Origin of the sequence: Thauera chlorobenzoica (assembly GCF_001922305.1) — a bacterium.
Lineage (GTDB): Bacteria > Pseudomonadota > Gammaproteobacteria > Burkholderiales > Rhodocyclaceae > Thauera > Thauera chlorobenzoica.
This window is the reverse complement of record NZ_CP018839.1, coordinates 1,788,796-1,805,664: the sequence shown is the minus strand read 5'-3', so window position 1 is coordinate 1,805,664 and position 16,869 is coordinate 1,788,796. Positions and strand designations below refer to the sequence as shown.

Genomic DNA, 16,869 nt, shown 5'->3' with positions numbered 1-16,869 from the left:
GCCCCCCGGGGCGGACACCAGGCTCAGGCGAACAGGCTGTGCAGCATCTTCACGCACAGCGCCACCAGCACCCCGGCGAACACCTTCCGCAGCATCGCCACCGGCAGGCGATGCGCCAGGCGCGCGCCGAGCGGGGCGAAGAACATGCTCACCGCCGACACCAGCACCAGCGCCGGCAGGTAGATGAAGCCCAGGGTCAGTGCAGGCGTGCCGGGTGCGCCCCAGCCATTGACCAGGTAACCCACGGTGCCGGCGAACGCGATCGGCAGCCCGATCGCGGCCGAAGTGCCGATCGCGTGATGGACCTTGACGTTGCACCAGCTCAGGAACGGCACCGACAACGAACCGCCACCGATCGCCACCAGCGCCGACACCCCGCCGATTCCCACGCCGGCAGCGCTCATGCCGAGCGCACCGGGCAGGTTGCGGCTCGGCCTGGGCTTGATCCCGAGCAGCATCTGCACCGCGACGTAGCCCATGAAGACGACGAAGAAAATCGCCAGCGGCACGGTATCGACGCGCGCCGCAACGAAGGTCGCGCCGAAGGTGCCGAACAGGATCCCGGGCGTGATCGCGCGCACCACGTCCCAGCGCACCGCAGCGTGCGCATGGTGCGCGCGCAGGCTGGAGACCGCGGTCAGCACGATCGCCGCCATCGAGGTACCGAGCGCCATATGCACGACCTGGTCGCGGGGAAATTCCTGGGCGAGAAACAGGCTGGTCAGGATCGGCACCATGATGCCGCCGCCGCCCACGCCGAGCAGGCCGGCGAAAAAGCCCACCACCACCCCGAGCAGGGGATAGGCGAGCCACCAGAGATCGAATTCCATCGGCAGGCGCTCCGTTTGGTGCCGTTTCGTTGCGGGCTCCCACACTGCGGTAAGCCATGCGGGAAAACCGTCGACTATCGGCCACAGCGGCGCTCCGGCGCAAGCACGGCGGAGGCGCCGGTCACGCCGGCGACCCGCGCGGACTCCGCCATGGTGGCCGCAGGTTACATGCTGATGCGATCTCCGCGCACACACCGGACGACGCGGCTATCAGAATTGACTATATTTCAGGCGGGCCGGACGGCAGAAGGCGTCCGGCCCTGATCAGCCGGGTGGTCGCACGAATAGCAGAAGGACGGCGGCAGCGCTTGTGCCGGTCGCGACAAGGGCCGCCGCCGATATTCACGCGATGACCCCGCTCCCTGGCCCGTGTTGCCCATCGAGAGGAAAAAAACAATGAAACGCCTTCAACGCATCCTTGCCGTCGTCCTCAGCCTCAGCTTCGCCAATGCGACCCTGGTGCATCCCGCCCATGCCGGACTGATCCCGACCGAACAGCTCGCCCGCAGCACCGCCGTTGACCAGGGCGCAAGCCACGCCCGCCTCGCCGCCGCGCTCGAACGCGACGACGTGCGCACCGAACTCGAGCGCCAGGGCGTCGACCCCGCGCTCGCCCGGGAACGCATCGCCGCGCTCACCGACGACGAGGCCGCCCGCCTGGCCGAGCAGATCGACAGCGCCCCCGCCGGCGGCATCATCGGTGCCATCCTGCTGGTGTTCTTCGTCCTCCTGCTCACCGACATCCTCGGCCTGACCAAGGTCTTCCCGTTCACCCGCTCGGTGCGCTGAACCGGCGATGCCCTGGTCCGCGGCGCTGCACGCCTGGCTGCGGCCACGCCTGGCCGCAGCCGCAGCCGTACTGCTCGCCGCCCTGGCGAGCGCCGGTTGCGCCACCTCGGCGCGGCAGTTGCAAGCGCAGCCCCCGCCCGAGCTGCCACCGCAGGTCGAACTCGCCGACACCCCGTTCTTCCCCGACGACAGCTACTTCTGTGGGCCGGCGGCGCTCGCCACCAGCCTGTCCGCCGCCGGCCTGCCGACCCAGCCCGAGGCCCTCGTCGGCCAGGTCTTCCTCCCCGCCCGCGAAGGCTCGCTGCAGATCGAGATGCTCGCCGCCGCCCGCCGCCGGGGGGCGGTGGCGACGCTCATCCCGGCCTCCCTCGAAGCCTTGCTGCGCGAGACCGCTGCCGGCAACCCGGTGGTCGTGCTGCAGAATCTCGGCCTGTCATGGGCGCCGTCCTGGCACTACGCGGTGGCGGTGGGCTACGACCTCGAGCGCGGCAGCGTGCTCCTGCGCTCCGGACCAATGAAACGCCAGGAGCTGAGCCTGCGCACCTTCGAGCACACCTGGAGGCGCGGCGGGCAGTGGGCGTTCGTCGCCCTGCCGCCCGGGCGCCTTCCCGCAACCGCGAGCGAAGACGAAACCGTCCGCGCCCTGGTCGCGTTCGAGCGTACCGCCCCCCCCGCCGCCGCGCTCCAGGCCTACCGCAGCGCCCTCGCGCGCTGGCCCGGCAATCCGACGCTGGCGATGGGGCTGGGCAACACGCTCTACGCCGCCGGCGACAAGCACGGCGCCGAAGCGGCCTTCCGTCGCGTCGCCGAAGCCCACGGCCTGGCTGCGGCGTACAACAACCGGGCGCAGGTGCTGCTCGAACTGGGGCGGCGCGACGAAGCCCGCGCCGCCGCCCGGCGCGGGCTTGCCGCCGCCGGCCCATTGCGTCCGCAACTGCTCGAAACGCTCCACGCCATCGACGCCCCCGTGAGCGACTGAGCCCGTAGAGGCGACAAGCTCAACGGCCCGGCGCATGCCGGGCTCGCTCTTCCGCGTTAACATGCGCTCATGAGTGCCGTTCCCTCCCGCCCTGCCGCGCCCGAACGCCCGCCGTGGCGCAATTACCTGTGGGCAGCGATCGCAGTGATCGCGGTCGCGCTTGCCGGAATGCCCTTGCTCGGCCATCTCGACCTCGCCAACATCGCGATGCTGTTCCCGCTCGCCGTCCTGTTCGCCGCGATCCGCCTGGGGCGCGGGCCGGCGGTGCTGGCGGCCTTCCTGTCGGTGGCGCTGTTCGACTTCTTCTTCGTCCACCCGCAGTTCACCCTGGCGGTGTCCGACCTGCAGTACCTGCTCACCTTCGCCGTGCTGCTCGCAGTGGCACTGACCACCGCCGAGCTCGCTGCCCGTCTGCGGCGCGAGCGCGACAGCGCCGAAGCGCGCGGCGAGGAAGCGGCGCGCGCCCAGCTCGCGGTCGAATCCGAGCGCCTGCGCAACACCCTCCTCGCCTCGATCTCGCACGATCTGCGCACGCCGCTCACCGCACTCGCCGGGCTGGCCGAGTCCCTGCCGCTGGCCGGCCCACCGCTGCCGCCGGTACAGGCCGAGCTGGCCGAAGCGATCCGCCGCGAAGCCGTGCGCACTCATGCCCTCGCCCGCGACCTGCTCGATCTCGCCCGCCTGCAATCGGCCCCGGTGCCGCTCGCCCGCGAGTGGATCCCGGTCGACGAGATGATCGCCAGCGCGCTGCAGGCACGGTCCCATCTGCTGCAGGACCACCCGCTCGTGATCGACGTCCCCGAAGAGCTGCCGCTCGCCCATGTCGACCCGGCGATGATGGAGCGGGTGCTGTGCAACCTGCTCGATAACGCGATCAACCATACGCCTACCGGCGGGCGGGTGACGGTCCGCGCACGCAGTTCGGACGCAGCGCCGACGCCCGCCGCGGCGCACCTCCGCCGCACCGGGCCCGGCATAGCGGCCACACCGCTCGAAGCGGCCGGATCGAGCGCGCGCAGCGGACTCGCCCGCGAGCAGCGCGTCCTCGAAATCACCCTCTGCGATAGCGGTTGCGGACTGCCGCCAGGGCAGGAACAGGCGATCTTCGAGCGCTTCGTGCGCGGCACCGGCACGCCCCTCCGGGCCACGGCCGGCGACGCCGGCACCGGACTGGGGCTGGCGATCGTGCGCGCGATCATCGAAGCCCACGGCGGCCGCGTCGAAGCCAGCAACCAGCCTGACGGCGGCGCCTGCTTCACGCTGCGCCTGCCCGTCCCCCCCCAGCCCCTGTTGCCGCCGTGACCAGGCGACAAGCCCTGCGCGACACCGGCCAACCGCCGATGAAGACCGTCCCCGACCCCACCCCGCTCGTCTTGCTCGTCGAGGACGAGCCCGGCATCCGCCGCTTCGTGCGCGCCGCGCTCGAAACCGAAGGCTGCACGGTGTGCGAGGCGGCAACCCTTCAACGCGGCAGCATCGAGGCTGCGGCGCGGCGCCCGGACCTGCTGATCCTCGACCTTGGCCTGCCGGACGGCAACGGCATCCACCTGCTCGACCAAATCCGGCGCTGGAGCGGGATGCCGGTCCTGGTGCTGTCCGCCCGCAGCGACGAAACCGACAAGGTGGCGGCGCTCGATGCCGGCGCGGACGACTATCTGAGCAAACCCTTCGGCGTCGCCGAGCTGCGCGCCCGCATCCGCGCCCTGCTGCGGCGGGCGCTGCGCCCCGCACACACCCCGAGCCGGGTAGCGTTCGGCGACATCGAGGTCGATCTCGAGCGCCGCGCGGTCAGCCGCGCCGGCGAGCCGGTCCATCTGACCCCGATCGAATACCGCCTGCTCGGCCAGCTGATCGCCGGCGGCGGACGGGTGCTGACCCACCGCCAGCTGCTCGCCGGCGTCTGGGGACCGAACCACGTCGAGCACGCCCATTACCTGCGCGTGTACATGGCCGGCCTGCGGCGCAAGCTCGAAGCCGACCCCCGCTTTCCGGTGCACATCCTCACCCAAGCGGGGGTCGGCTACCGCCTCCGCTCCGATCCGCTCGGCAACCCCACCCTGCCGGCGCCGGCACCGCCGCCGGGGTGAAGTTCAGGCAATCCGGAACCGGCGCGGCCGGACAGCGCCGTCCTGCGCATGACCGTGACAGTCGGTGACAAACATCCTATAAATCGAAGACAAGGCTGGCCGGGTTCATGCCCGGCAAGAAGGCCCGGCAGAGAGGCAGCTAGGGAGCTGGCCGCAATGGAAAAGAAGACCGCAACCGCCCTCGTCGCCAGCCCGGACGAGAGCTTCTGCGCGAACGTCGGCGTCGCGGCGGAGCTGGCCGATGTCCGGCTGGTGGCGCGGGTGAGCCGCTACGTTCAACTTCCCGTGCTGCTCGACGCACTGCAGGCGGACATTCTGGTGTTCGATGCGGACCCGCCCGAAGCGGAGCAGGATGGACAGCTTGCGTCCTTTCACCGTTCGGCGCCAGGAACGGCGATCCTGCTGGCAACCAGCACCCTCACCGACGAGCGCGTGTCGAATGCGCTGCTGCAGGGCGTCAGCGGCTTCGTGCCGAAGCATTGCGACCGCCGTGAATATGCAGAAGCGATGCGCGCGGTCCAGCGCGGAGAAATCTGGCTCGGGCGCGAGAAACTCGCACACGCCCTGACCAGCCTGATCGACGCGGTCAATCTGTCGGCCCGGCCCCGCACCCCCGCAGGCGCAAACGAAAAGCTCAGCCCGCGGGAAGAGGAAATCGTCGGCCTGATCTCGCGCGGGTGCACGAACAAGGAAATCGCCAAGGCCCTGGGGCTGAGCGACAAAACCGTCAAGGCCCACCTGAGCCACGTCTTCGCCAAGCTCGGGGTCACACGGCGCGCCCAACTGGCGCTGTCGCGCCATCCTTTCGGCACTTCGCCAGCCGGCGGATGACGGCCTAGGACACCGGACCTAGGTCACCGGTCCTAGGCCACCGGGCCAGCATTTCAAGCGCATTTCTCTGCTATCCCTAAAAAACCTGGACGTCGGCACGCAGGACAAAACACCTGCATGCGGATGACAGTGGGAGGCGGTCGGCGCAGAACGGATATCCCTGCGAGGATCCGCGCTGATCCCCGAGGGGGCGAAGCTCGTCCCGAAGCGGATAGGAGAACATCATGAGAAGCTTGACGAGATGGGCGCGTTCGTGGGCGCGCTGTATCGGCGCGGCGACGCCGCTGGTAGTGGGAGGGCTGCTGCTGGGAGCGCCGCCGGCGTCGGCCCAGGTCGCACCCAGTTGCATGCAGGATGTGTGGATGGCGCACGGCAACAGCCAGAGCCTGACGTGTACCGCCAATGACGTGACGCTGTCTTCGGTCAGCAACATCTGTATCGCGGTGACTCCCGGTGGACCGCAGGATGCGAACAATGATGGTTGTCAGGACCCGAACCCACAAGGGCAGTTCACCTGTGTCTCCGGCCAGCCTTTCACCTTCACCGCCGACTTCACGATGCCGCTGACCGCCCAGGCCCGCTACGACCTCGGTCTTTATATCGCCACCGACGGCGGCGGAGCCGATGGCGCCTTGACCGGACAGTGCGCGCCGAATGTGGTCACTGCGGCAAATTCGCCAACCTTCATCAACAAGGATGCGGCCCCTGATATTTGCGGCGACATCGACGCCGCCAACAACCCACAGGTGATTCGCCAGACCATCACCACCATGTGTGTCGACAGCAACAACGACAGCAAGGTCAATCTGCCCTGGTGCACGAGTTGGCGTCAGCCGGGCGCGAACGAGGTGTGCGACTCGGCCACGTATACGACCGCGGGCACGTTCGATGCCTTCCCGGGATCGCCATCGAAGTGCAATTGCGGCAACCTCAACATCGACGTCTTCCTCGAAACCGCAAGCATCACGGTGATCAAGGACGCGGTGACGACGACGGTTTCCGAAGCGGGCGGCTCGGTGATCTACAGTGTCGCGGTGACCAACAACGCGCTGGTCTCGAACGTGACGCTGGACAGCCTGGTCGACAACCTGTACGGCGACATCACCCAGGTTCAGGGCGCCGTCACGGCGACCACCTGCGCGTTGGCGACGATTCCGGCGGAAATCAACGATCCGGGTGGTCAGAACCCGTACATGTGTCAATTTACGGTGCTAGTGGCGTCCGGGGCGCACGATGCAGGTGACACGATCACCGACGTCGTCACCGCGTGCGGAAGCGATGATTTCGGTCATTCGAACCTCTGCGATGATGATCCGGCCGACGTGACCGTTGTCGACGACTCGAGCCCGCCGAGCCTGACCAAGACCGCGACCGCAACGCAGGCCGTTACCGTGGATGTGCAGTTCAGCGTCGGGGTGAGCAACACCTCCAGCTTCGACACGCTGACACTTACTAGCCTCACGGACGACAGGTTCGGCGACATCACCACGGTCCAAGGCAACGTCATCAGCACGACGTGCGCGGTTCCGCAAACCATTGATCCGTTGGACAGCTACCCGTGCACGTTCGTCGGCAGGATCTCCGCCGCCGGTCTCCACACCAACGTCGTGACCGGTGCAGCAACCGACGATGATGGCGTGAGCTACGGCGCGCCGGAATTGGAGGACGACGCGGACGTCAATATCACCGTGACCTTCCCGTAAGCACACACCTTGCTCCGATCGGCGGGCGCCGAAGGGTCTTTTCCTGAAGTCGGGAAGACCGCCAGGGCCCGCCGCGGACAAGCCGGGAACTGAAGAAACCTTCGCCCTCCTTGACCGGGCAACGGGTCGAGGGGGGCGAATGCCTGGCGCCGGTCCGGATCGCCTGGCCACCGAGATGGAAGGGATGTCATGAACCGAATCATGCTATGCGCGGCGCTGACCCTCGCGGGTCTGTCTGCGCCGGCCCCGGCTCAGGAAGCCGGGGACATGGAACAGTTGCGCCGCGACGTGGAAGCCGTCAGGCAGGGCCAGGACGCCCTGCGCCAGGATCTCGACGAACTCAGGAAGCAGCTCCAGGCGCGTCTGCCGCCACCGCCGCCCCCCCTCGTGCAGCCCATCGACGCCGTCGTATCGATCGACGACGCGCCGCTGAAGGGCGCGCGGGACGCGCAACTCACCATGGTGGAGTTTTCCGATTACCAGTGCCCCTTCTGCAAACGCCACGCGGACCAGTCACTGCCGCAGATCGAGCGGGACTATATCGCCACCGGCAAAGTGCGTTACGTGTTCCGCGACTTTCCCCTGGAGTCCATCCACCCGCAGGCCCTGCAGGCCGCCGAGGCGGCGCACTGCGCCGGAGAGCAGGGGCGGTACTGGGAAATGCACGACCGCCTTTTCGCCAACCAGCAGGCCCTCGCCGCCGAGCGCCTGGTCGAGCACGCCGCGGCACTCGAACTCGATGCCGGGTCCTTCAAGCAATGCCTGGAGAGCGGCAAGTACGTGGAACGCATCCGCGACGACATCGCCGAGGGGCGCAAGCTGACCGTGACCGGCACGCCCACCTTGCTGCTGGGGACGAGCGCCGGCGACAGCATGGAGAACGTGCGCATCATGCGCGGGGCCCATGCTTACGCCTTGCTCAAGCAGGAACTCGACAAGCTGCTGGCGGAGAGCAAGCCGTAGATCGATCATCAGAAGTGCGGCTCAGATCACCCCGTTCGCCCTGAGCTTGTCGAATCCCGCGACGAGACCGGAGGTGGTGCGGCTTACTGAACGCTGAAGGAGACTGCGGTGGTCGCGGACTGCCCGTTGAGCGACGCGACCATGCCCGCCTGATACGTGCCGACGGGGTCCGGCTTCTTGAGCTGGAACTGGTACAGGGCCTTGCCATCGCTTCCGGTCGTCGCGCTGCCTTTGACCTGCGAACCGTTGGCCTTGGTCACGGTGAAAGACACCGCGGCACCGGCCACTGGCACGCCGCCAGCGCTCACGTCCGCGCTCAGGTAGACCGTCTGCCCCCGCAGGTAGCTCGACTGGCTGGTCGAGCCCGCGGCGCTCAGCTGCTCGGCGGACCCTGCCCCGAACCGCACGCTGACCTGCGCCTGGGTGGTGGACACCGCCTCCACGGTGATGCTCACCCCGGTGGCCGGATCCTCGAACGTTCCGCCGACCGTCAGCGCGGGGTCTTTCCAGTCCCAGTACGCCGAGCTTCCGCTATTCGGCGTCATGTCGAGGAGATTGACGCTATTGCCGTTACCGTCCGTCCCGGTATGGATCAGCACGCCGTTGAGGACGTTGGTGTTGCCCGCGAGCACGCTGTCGAAGCCCACGGCCTGGCGGAACTCGACGTAGTACCAGGCCTGCTGCCCGGTCGCCGGATCGATGGCCTTCGGAATCTTGAGCGCCTTCGGCCCGGTTCCGCCGGCAGCGTACGGCTCGAGCATGAACACGCCATCGCTGGTGACGGTCGTGACCTCCGGCGACGCCGAGGTATTCAGCCAGCCCAGACGCTCCTTCTGGAAGGCGTTGTAGTGGCCGGCGCTCGAGGAACCCATCATGTCCATCTGATCGCCGTATTCATAAGTCGTGCAGCTCGCCCCGAGGATGTCGGCACCGCACTCGAGCGAATGCGAGTGGAACAAGCCGATGGCATGGCCAAGCTCATGCGCCGTAACCCCGATCTTGAGCTCCCCGGTGATCCAGGTGTTCGACGGGTTGCCCCCCACCGACGACAGCCCCCACCAGCCGCAGGCAATCTGGGGGAAGGCATAGACGAGGTGCGTATAGGCGGACAGATCGTAGCCCGCCGCCGAAGCGGCATCCTGGGCCTGGGCGGCAATCGTCCAGTAGTCACACACGCTGGAGCTGTTGGCGATCGTGAACCAGCCCGCAACGTCGGTGTTGAGCCACATCTGCTGCTGCGAATTTTCCTGGAAATACTCGTTTGTCGTCGTCAGTACGGTTTTCGCGAAGTCGGGGGAGTAGGGCTGGATCGGGTTGTCCTGGAAGTTGACCAGCACCACCAGGGTCCGGTGCTCTCCCATGGCGCTCGGCCCCGGAGCCGGCTCCCCGCCATTGCTGCCACCCTTCGCGCCTCCCTTGGCGGCCAGGGTCAGGCTGCCATCGCCCGACTCCAGGGCCATTACGCGATCGAGCAGGAGCCCTTTGGCGCGGACCTGGGTGCCGCTCACCAGCCCCGGAGGCTGGGCCTTGAAATGCAGGGAAATTCGTTCGCCCTGGGGAGTACGGAGGTAATTGCTCAGCCGGGCCTGCTGGTTTGGGTACTCTTCATAGAACACTTCCAGTTCGCCCTCCAGTTCCACATGCCGCTCGAGGGCGTCCTGCACCTGGGAAGGCATGCCGGCGCGCGCGCTGGGGGTGAGGGCGAGCCGCAGGGCGGAGGCAGGGTCGTTCTCGATGAGTTCAAGAAGGAGGGCCTTGCGCTGTGCAACCACCGCAACGAGTTCATCGAGCCGTGCGCCCTGCTGCTGGGCGGATGCGGCGCGATACTGGGCATGCAGCCGCGGGAGGGACTCGGTCAGCTGTTCGGCAGCACGCACGACCCGGGAAATCCGCGCGGAGTCGAGCACGGCTTCGCTGCCGTCAGCCGTCACCGCGGGCGCGGCCGCAACCATGGGCGCGGATGACAACGCCAGCAGCGCGGTGAACAAAGCGGCGCCGGCCAGGCGCGCCAGCCAGCTTGCGCGGCGGCGCACCCTGTTTATGGTGGTGGTCGATTTCATTGCATTGCTCCCTGTAAAACTCTCGACACAACAGGGAGTACTGCAGACTCCGCGCCTCGGCGCGGCGAACAGGTGACGCGGCGCGGATCTCTCGATCCGCCCGGATTTTCATAACCTGGCAGTCCCGCTGTCATGAGGCCGAAGCCTTTTAAACCGGTGACTTTGCGTCCCCGCCTTTCGACGGGTTTACCCTTTTCAGGACGGTCGGAAAGGTGCGCCGACCGGCTGTGCCATTACGGCAAAACTGGGCGCGAACCTTAGCCTTTTGGCGGGCAGGGGGATTGCCATGAAAATATTTTTTACAGAAAACCGGAGCAATACCATTGACATTCTTAATCAATCCGCAAACTACAACCTAAACTGCATTCGCGAAATGCATTGCCAATCGGGAAAAATAAAGCTTCGTCATGCGACGACATTTCGGATGGCCAGACAATGGCGGAGGCGAGCGCCTGGGACTGAATCAATATGATCGTGCATATTCACGCACACCCGGACGGGGGTCGGCTACCGCCTCCGCTCCGATCCGCTCAGCGACGCCAGAATGTCGGCGTCAGCACCACCAGCAGGGTGAAGATCTCCAGGCGCCCGAGGATCATTGCAAAGCTCAGCACCCAGGTCTGAAAATCGCTCAGCCCCTGGTAGTTGCCCGCCGGCCCGACCGCGGCGAGCCCGGGACCGGTGTTGTTGAGACAGGCGACGACGCCCGAAAAGGCGGTGAGCAAGTCCAACCCGCTGGCGGCCAGCAGCAAGGTCAGCAAGACGATGCTGACCATGTACATGAAACCGAAGGCGAGCACCGCATGCAGCACGTTGTCGGAGACCGGCTGGCGACCGAGGCGCAGCGGCAGCACCGCATTCGGATGAAGTGCACGGGTAATTTCGCGATACACCTGCTTGTACAGGATGATTGCGCGCATCATCTTGATGCCGCCGCCGGTGGACCCCGAACAGGCGGCGAAGCTGCCGAGGAAGAGGATCCAGATCTGCGCGAACATCGGCCACGCAGCATAGTCGTAGGTCGCCAGGCCGAGCGAGGTCGCCAGTGAAATGGCATGGAAGGCGACATGGCGCAGCGCAACCGCCGGATCAACATAAGCCCCCATCCCAAGCAGATACCAGGTGAGGAAGCCGACGGTGACGACGAGCACGCCGAAAAACCAGCGCAGCTCGGGGTCGTTGGCATAGGCCTGCGGGCTGCGCCGCACCAGCGCGAGGTAGTGCGTCGCATAGTTGATTCCCGCGAGCAGCGCGAACGCCATCGTCACCAGTTCGATCGGCAGGCTGCCAAAGCCACCGAGGCTCGCGTCCTTGCTCGAAAACCCGCCCAGCCCCATGATCGAGAAGGCATGGATCACCGCCTCCCAGGGCGGCATGCCAACCCCCCACAGCGCCACTCCGCAGGCCAGTGTCAGCAGTGCATAGACCGTCCACAAGCCTTTCGCGGTTTCGGCGATCCGCGGCGTCAAGCCGGCTTCCTTCATTGGGCCCGGGGTCTCGGCCTTGAACATCTGCCGCCCGCCGATCCCCAGCAGCGGCAGCACCGCGACCATCAGCACGATCACGCCCATACCACCGATCCAATGCATGAAGGTGCGCCACAGGTTGATCGACACCGGCAGCGCATCGAGCCCGGTCAGCACCGTCGCGCCGGTGGTGGTCAGCCCGGAAGCGGCCTCGAAATAGGCGTCGGTGAAGGACAGCCCGGGCAGATAGAACATCAGCGGCAAGGCACCGAACACCGGCGTCACCAGCCAGGTCGCGGCCACCAGCAGGAAACCGTCGGACACATGGAGGTCGCGCCGCGTCCCGCGCGCCGCCGCCCACATCGCCAGCCCGCAGGCGAATGTGGCGACAATGGCCTGGTCGTAAGCCGCGATGGCGCCGTCGCCGAGGGCGAAGGACACCGCGAGCGGGAAGCCCATCACCAGCCCGAACAGCATCAGCACCAGGCCCAGCGCACCGATGACCGGAAGGTAGACGTGCATTGCGGCGAACGCGACAGCCGGAAACGGCGGCCGCGGAAGTGATGGAAACGCCGCGGATGCTATGCGTTCGCACGTAAAGATAGCGTAAAGATTTTGCAGCGCAACACCGGCATCCGCTGCCTGACACCTGAAAAAAAGGGCGCGATGATCGCTCATCGCGCCCTTTCCGGGTGAGGTCCCCCGCCTGTGCCGTCTCCGCCGGGCATCCTGAACCTGGGGTTCAGGGAGGTCGCGTTCCTTCCGCTTCAGGATCACCCGCGAAGGGGCGTTCACACCAGCGGCATCGATGGTCGGCAACCAAGTCTTTCGACTATTGGTTCAAGGAATCTACGACTTCGACGAACACTGCAGGGGATTGATCGTTGCCGTCTTGCGCTGGCCGGAAGACGCTTTTCCGGCCAGCGCACACAGCGAATTATCGTTGTTTTGCCGAAGCAACACCCGTTTCGAGGGATGGACCAGACGGCTCAGAAGAGCTTTTCCTGCTGGGCCAGCACCCCGTCGAGGCGTGCTTTCATGAGTCCGATTCTACGCTTCACGCCCGGCATGTCAAACCCGTTTCCGCGCTGGTACTGGAGGAACTCGTGGGCGATATTGAGCGCAGTCATGACCGCGAGCTTTTCGCCGGAAGAATGCGTTTTCGCTCCAAGTTCGCTGAACTTATCGTCAAGATACGCTACGGTTGCGAGCAGGTCCTCGCGGCTCCCGGGAGTGCACGAAACCCGGTACTCCTTCCCGAGCAGCGTCACGTCCAGATGGTCGATCGACACGGTTTCAGGCCTCCGGCAGGTTGTCGAGCAGCGCCTCGATGCGGTCGGCGGCGAGCCGGACCTTGTCCGAGAGCTGATGGTTTTCGGCCTCCAGCCGTGCGACGCGCCCGCGCAGCTCGGCGTTGTCGGCCTTCAGGCGATCGTACACGCTGATCAGTTGCTCGAGCTGGGCTTCGAGTTGTGCAAGTTCGGTATCCATGGGGCGATGGTAGTGAGGGCCTGGGACAGGGTCAATCAGCGCTGGAGCTGGCCGACATCGCGCACCGCACCGGTATCGGCCGAGGTGGTGAGCGCGGCGTAGGACTGCAAGGCGGCGGAAACGGTGCGCTGGCGGCTGACCGGCTTCCACGCTGCACTGCCCCTGGCCACCATCGCGGCGCGGCGGGCGGCGAGCGTCTCGTCGGTGACGGCGAGGTGGATGCGGCGGTTGGGAATGTCGATCTCGATCGTGTCGCCGTCCTCGACCAGGGCGATCGCGCCGCCGCAGGCCGCCTCCGGCGAAGCATGGCCGATCGACAGCCCGGAAGTGCCCCCGGAAAAACGGCCGTCGGTGAGCAGCGCGCACTGTGCGCCGAGGCCGCGACTCTTGAGGTAGGAGGTCGGGTACAGCATCTCCTGCATGCCGGGGCCGCCCTTGGGGCCTTCGTAACGGATCACGACGACGTCGCCGGCCTGCACCTGCTCGCCGAGGATGCCCTCGACCGCGTCTTCCTGGCTCTCATAGACGCGGGCGCGCCCGGTGAAGGTCCAGATCGACTCGTCCACGCCGGCGGTCTTCACGATGCAGCCCTTCTCGGCGATGTTGCCGTAGAGCACCGCGAGGCCGCCGTCGGCGGTGAAGGCGTGCGCCTGGTCGCGGATGATGCCGCTCTCGCGGTCGGCATCCACGGCCTTCCAGCGCCGGTCCTGGCTGAACGCGACCTGGGTCGGCACCCCGCCGGGGGCGGCGCGGAAGAAGGTGTGCACGGCCTCGTCGCTATTGCGCTTGATGTCCCACTTCGCCAGCGCCTCGCCCATCGTCTTGCTGTGCACGGTCGGCAGGTCGCGGTGCAACAGGCCGGCGCGGTCGAGCTCGCCGAGAATGCCCATGATGCCGCCGGCGCGATGCACGTCCTCGATATGCACGTCGGCGACCGCGGGCGCAACCTTGCACAGGCAGGGCACGCGGCGGCTGATGCGATCGATGTCCTTCATCGTGAAATCGACCCCGGCCTCGCGCGCGGCGGCGAGCAGGTGGAGCACGGTGTTGGTCGAGCCGCCCATCGCCACGTCGAGGCTGATCGCGTTCTCGAACGCCTCGAAGCTGGCGATCGAGCGCGGCAGCACCGCGGCGTCGTCGTCCTCGTACCAGCGCCGGGCGAGGCCGACGATGGTGCGCCCGGCCTCGCGGAACAGCTGCTCGCGGTCGGCGTGGGTGGCGAGCGTGGTGCCGTTACCGGGCAGCGACAGGCCGAGCGCCTCGGTCAGGCAGTTCATCGAGTTGGCGGTGAACATCCCCGAGCACGAGCCGCAGGTCGGACAGGCCGAGCGCTCGATGGCATCGACTTCCTCGTCCGAGCAGTTCTTGTCGGCAGCCTTGACCATCGCGTCCACCAGGTCAAGCGAGATCACCTTCGCTTCCCACTTGACCTTGCCCGCCTCCATCGGCCCGCCGGAGACGAAGATCGCCGGGATGTTCAGGCGCAGCGCCGCCATCAGCATCCCCGGGGTGATCTTGTCGCAGTTCGAGATGCACACCAGCGCATCGGCGGTATGGGCATTGACCATGTATTCGACGCTGTCGGCGATCAGCTCGCGCGAAGGCAGCGAGTACAGCATGCCGCCGTGGCCCATGGCGATGCCGTCGTCGACGGCGATGGTGTTGAATTCCTTGGCCACCCCGCCGGCGGCCTCGATCTCGCGCGCGACGAGCTGGCCGAGGTCCTTCAGGTGCACGTGGCCGGGGACGAACTGGGTGAAGCTGTTGGCGATGGCGATGATCGGCTTGTCGAAGTCGCCGTCCTTCATGCCGGTGGCGCGCCACAGCGCGCGCGCGCCCGCCATGTTGCGACCGGCGGTGGAAGTACGGGAACGATATTGGGGCATGACGGCGCTCCGGGAAATCTGCGGGAAAGAAGGCGATTCTAACGCGCACCGCGAAGCATGCGTATCATCCCGGATCTCGTCACCCGCCAGGAGCCCTCATGCACATTTCCCCGCCCGCAGCCGACTCCGCCCCCCTTCGTTCCGATGCGGCCGCGCCGGAAGCCGGCTTCGACCTCGACCCTGCGGAGGTTCGCGTCCTCGGCGTGCTGATCGAGAAATCCTTCATCACCCCCGACAACTATCCGCTGTCGATCAACGCCATCACCACCGGCTGCAACCAGCTCACCGCGCGCGAGCCGGTGATGAACCTGTCCGAGACCGAAGTGCAGGCCGCCGTCGACCGCCTGATCACCCGCCGCCTGGCGTCGAAACGCGACCAGGCCAGCGCCCGCGTGGCGAAGTACGAACACCTCGTGCGCCTGCGCCACTCGCTGCCACCGGCCGAGCAGGCGGTGCTGGCGATCCTGATGCTGCGCGGCGCGCAGACCGCGGGCGAGCTGCGCCAGCGCTGCGAGCGCCTGCACCGCTTCGACGACACCGCTGCGGTGGACGCCGTGCTCGAACACCTGGCGGAAAAATATCCGCCGCTCGCCACCGCGCTGCCGCGCGCGCCCGGCACCAAGGAAACCCGCCACGTCCATCTGCTCGGCGGCGACGCCGCGGTGCAGGAGATGGCCGAGGCCCAGAGCGCAGCCAGCGGCGGCCGTGGCCGGGTCGCCGAACTGGAAGACGAAGTGCGCAGCCTGCGGGCGGCGCTCGAGACCCTGCGCCACGACTTCGATACTTTCCGCCGCCAGTTCGACTGACCCCGATCCCGCCGCCCGGCCCCCGCCCGGCGGAGCACGGCCGCCCCGGCCACGGCGAACTCCGGCGCTGACGATCGACTCGAACCGGCTCCCTGCAACCCGCCTGCGCCGCAGGCCCGCCGCTCTCCAAGGAATCCGTACCGATGCTGGTCCACCCCCAATTCGACCCCATCGCCTTCTCCCTCGGCCCGCTCTCGGTGCGCTGGTACGGGCTGATGTACCTCGCCGGCTTCATCCTCTTCGTCGTCCTCGGCCGCGCCCACGCCCGCCGCCGGCCCGAACTCGGCTGGAACGCGCAGGCGATCGACGATCTGCTGCTGTACGGCGTGATCGGCGTGATCCTGGGCGGGCGCCTGGGCGAAGTGCTGTTCTTCCAGCCCGCCTACTATCTCGCCCACCCCGGCGAGATCCTCGCCGTGTGGAAGGGCGGGATGAGCTTTCACGGCGGCTTTCTCGGCGTGCTGGTGGCGATGTGGTGGTACGGGCGCCGGCACGGCAAGGGCTTCTGGCAGGTCACCGACTTCATCGCCCCGCTGGTGCCGACCGGGCTCGCCGCCGGGCGCATCGGCAACTTCATCAACGGCGAGCTGTGGGGCCGGCCGGTCGCCGGCGAGTTGCCGTGGGCGATGGTCTTCCCGTGGGTGGACGCCGCGCCGCGCCACCCCTCGCAGCTCTACCAGGCGGCGGGCGAAGGTCTGCTGCTGTTCGCGATCCTGTGGTTCTACGCCGCCAGTCCACGGCCGCTGCGTGCGGTATCGGCCGTGTTCCTGGTCGGCTACGGCAGCCTGCGCTTTGCCGCCGAGTTCTTCCGCACCCCCGACCCGGGCATTTTCGGCACCCTCGCGCTAGGCCTGTCGACCGCCCAGTGGCTGTGCCTGCCGATGGTGCTCGCCGGCGCCGCGCTGCTCGCTGACACGCGTCGCACGCGCACGTTATGATGACGGCCAGAACAGAACAAGACCCCATGCCAAACCATTG

Annotated in this window: 15 protein-coding genes, 1 other RNA gene and 1 riboswitch; of the genes, 9 read left to right on the top strand and 7 right to left on the bottom strand. The window is 67.4% G+C overall.

The features are described 5' to 3' along the window. Positions 1 to 23 precede the first annotated feature (23 nt). On the bottom strand, positions 24 to 830 hold the full coding sequence (locus tag Tchl_RS08360; RefSeq protein WP_075148005.1) for a sulfite exporter TauE/SafE family protein: 807 nt from the start codon (positions 828 to 830) through the stop codon (positions 24 to 26). A 396-nt stretch (positions 831 to 1,226) separates the two neighbouring features. Here Tchl_RS08360 and Tchl_RS08355 point away from each other — a divergent pair, with 396 nt between their 5' ends. The 7 genes from Tchl_RS08355 (at position 1,227) to Tchl_RS08325 (ending at position 8,182) form a co-directional block, all read left to right on the top strand. Beyond that, complete coding sequence (locus Tchl_RS08355; protein WP_075148004.1) at positions 1,227 to 1,619, top strand: PA2779 family protein; 393 nt, start codon at positions 1,227 to 1,229, stop codon at positions 1,617 to 1,619. Between the two features lie 7 nt (positions 1,620 to 1,626). Continuing rightward, the gene (locus Tchl_RS08350) at positions 1,627 to 2,598 is read left to right on the top strand and encodes a PA2778 family cysteine peptidase (RefSeq protein WP_075148003.1); all 972 of its coding nucleotides are present in this window, start codon (positions 1,627 to 1,629) and stop codon (positions 2,596 to 2,598) included. Between the two features lie 69 nt (positions 2,599 to 2,667). Next, positions 2,668 to 3,900, top strand: coding sequence for a DUF4118 domain-containing protein (locus tag Tchl_RS08345; protein WP_075148002.1), 1,233 nt, complete (start codon positions 2,668 to 2,670; stop codon positions 3,898 to 3,900). 38 nt (positions 3,901 to 3,938) lie between these two features. Continuing rightward, positions 3,939 to 4,685: a two-component system response regulator KdpE gene (gene kdpE / locus Tchl_RS08340; protein ID WP_075148001.1), complete on the top strand. Its 747-nt coding sequence runs from the start codon at positions 3,939 to 3,941 to the stop codon at positions 4,683 to 4,685. A 156-nt stretch (positions 4,686 to 4,841) separates the two neighbouring features. Further along, positions 4,842 to 5,516, top strand: coding sequence for a helix-turn-helix transcriptional regulator (locus Tchl_RS08335; protein ID WP_075148000.1), 675 nt, complete (start codon positions 4,842 to 4,844; stop codon positions 5,514 to 5,516). Between the two features lie 224 nt (positions 5,517 to 5,740). Further along, positions 5,741 to 7,219 (top strand): hypothetical protein, encoded by a 1,479-nt coding sequence (locus tag Tchl_RS08330; RefSeq protein WP_146060775.1) that lies wholly within the window; start codon positions 5,741 to 5,743, stop codon positions 7,217 to 7,219. Between the two features lie 189 nt (positions 7,220 to 7,408). Continuing rightward, positions 7,409 to 8,182: a DsbA family protein gene (locus Tchl_RS08325; protein ID WP_083945189.1), complete on the top strand. Its 774-nt coding sequence runs from the start codon at positions 7,409 to 7,411 to the stop codon at positions 8,180 to 8,182. Between the two features lie 83 nt (positions 8,183 to 8,265). Here the strand turns inward: Tchl_RS08325 and Tchl_RS08320 are convergent, their stop codons facing one another. The 6 genes from Tchl_RS08320 to ilvD form a co-directional block, all read right to left on the bottom strand. Then, entirely contained in the window at positions 8,266 to 10,242 is a 1,977-nt protein-coding gene (locus Tchl_RS08320; protein WP_075147997.1) for a metallopeptidase domain-containing protein, read from the bottom strand. A 114-nt stretch (positions 10,243 to 10,356) separates the two neighbouring features. Further along, positions 10,357 to 10,443: riboswitch (cyclic di-GMP riboswitch) on the bottom strand. Positions 10,444 to 10,772: 329 nt separating this feature from the next. Beyond that, positions 10,773 to 12,230, bottom strand: a complete 1,458-nt coding sequence (locus Tchl_RS08315) for a TrkH family potassium uptake protein (protein WP_075147996.1) — start codon at positions 12,228 to 12,230, stop codon at positions 10,773 to 10,775. Between the two features lie 173 nt (positions 12,231 to 12,403). Then, positions 12,404 to 12,587: non-coding RNA, 6S RNA (gene ssrS / locus Tchl_RS08310), on the bottom strand. A 110-nt stretch (positions 12,588 to 12,697) separates the two neighbouring features. Continuing rightward, on the bottom strand, positions 12,698 to 13,000 hold the full coding sequence (locus tag Tchl_RS08305) for a cell division protein ZapA (RefSeq protein WP_075147995.1): 303 nt from the start codon (positions 12,998 to 13,000) through the stop codon (positions 12,698 to 12,700). A gap of 4 nt (positions 13,001 to 13,004) precedes the next feature. Then, complete coding sequence (locus tag Tchl_RS08300) at positions 13,005 to 13,199, bottom strand: hypothetical protein (protein ID WP_075147994.1); 195 nt, start codon at positions 13,197 to 13,199, stop codon at positions 13,005 to 13,007. Positions 13,200 to 13,234: 35 nt separating this feature from the next. Next, positions 13,235 to 15,085 (bottom strand): dihydroxy-acid dehydratase, encoded by a 1,851-nt coding sequence (ilvD, locus tag Tchl_RS08295; protein ID WP_075147993.1) that lies wholly within the window; start codon positions 15,083 to 15,085, stop codon positions 13,235 to 13,237. Positions 15,086 to 15,183: 98 nt separating this feature from the next. Here ilvD and Tchl_RS08290 point away from each other — a divergent pair, with 98 nt between their 5' ends. Together Tchl_RS08290 and lgt are read left to right on the top strand one after the other, a co-directional pair. Continuing rightward, positions 15,184 to 15,891: a YceH family protein gene (locus Tchl_RS08290; protein ID WP_075147992.1), complete on the top strand. Its 708-nt coding sequence runs from the start codon at positions 15,184 to 15,186 to the stop codon at positions 15,889 to 15,891. 143 nt (positions 15,892 to 16,034) lie between these two features. Continuing rightward, a complete protein-coding gene (gene lgt / locus Tchl_RS08285) occupies positions 16,035 to 16,829 on the top strand; it encodes a prolipoprotein diacylglyceryl transferase (RefSeq protein ID WP_075147991.1) in 795 nt (264 codons plus the stop codon). Positions 16,830 to 16,869 lie beyond the last annotated feature (40 nt).

What these genes read in the sequence shown, in the direction of transcription:
- Tchl_RS08360 (WP_075148005.1), bottom strand. Translation starts at nt 830, where the DNA reads ATGGAATTCGATCTCTGGTGGCTCGCCTATCCCCTGCTCGGGGTGGTG.
- Tchl_RS08355 (WP_075148004.1), top strand. Translation starts at nt 1,227, where the DNA reads ATGAAACGCCTTCAACGCATCCTTGCCGTCGTCCTCAGCCTCAGCTTC.
- Tchl_RS08350 (WP_075148003.1), top strand. Translation starts at nt 1,627, where the DNA reads ATGCCCTGGTCCGCGGCGCTGCACGCCTGGCTGCGGCCACGCCTGGCC.
- Tchl_RS08345 (WP_075148002.1), top strand. Translation starts at nt 2,668, where the DNA reads ATGAGTGCCGTTCCCTCCCGCCCTGCCGCGCCCGAACGCCCGCCGTGG.
- kdpE (WP_075148001.1), top strand. Translation starts at nt 3,939, where the DNA reads ATGAAGACCGTCCCCGACCCCACCCCGCTCGTCTTGCTCGTCGAGGAC.
- Tchl_RS08335 (WP_075148000.1), top strand. Translation starts at nt 4,842, where the DNA reads ATGGAAAAGAAGACCGCAACCGCCCTCGTCGCCAGCCCGGACGAGAGC.
- Tchl_RS08330 (WP_146060775.1), top strand. Translation starts at nt 5,741, where the DNA reads ATGAGAAGCTTGACGAGATGGGCGCGTTCGTGGGCGCGCTGTATCGGC.
- Tchl_RS08325 (WP_083945189.1), top strand. Translation starts at nt 7,409, where the DNA reads ATGAACCGAATCATGCTATGCGCGGCGCTGACCCTCGCGGGTCTGTCT.
- Tchl_RS08320 (WP_075147997.1), bottom strand. Translation starts at nt 10,242, where the DNA reads ATGAAATCGACCACCACCATAAACAGGGTGCGCCGCCGCGCAAGCTGG.
- Tchl_RS08315 (WP_075147996.1), bottom strand. Translation starts at nt 12,230, where the DNA reads ATGCACGTCTACCTTCCGGTCATCGGTGCGCTGGGCCTGGTGCTGATG.
- Tchl_RS08300 (WP_075147994.1), bottom strand. Translation starts at nt 13,199, where the DNA reads ATGGATACCGAACTTGCACAACTCGAAGCCCAGCTCGAGCAACTGATC.
- ilvD (WP_075147993.1), bottom strand. Translation starts at nt 15,085, where the DNA reads ATGCCCCAATATCGTTCCCGTACTTCCACCGCCGGTCGCAACATGGCG.
- Tchl_RS08290 (WP_075147992.1), top strand. Translation starts at nt 15,184, where the DNA reads ATGCACATTTCCCCGCCCGCAGCCGACTCCGCCCCCCTTCGTTCCGAT.
- lgt (WP_075147991.1), top strand. Translation starts at nt 16,035, where the DNA reads ATGCTGGTCCACCCCCAATTCGACCCCATCGCCTTCTCCCTCGGCCCG.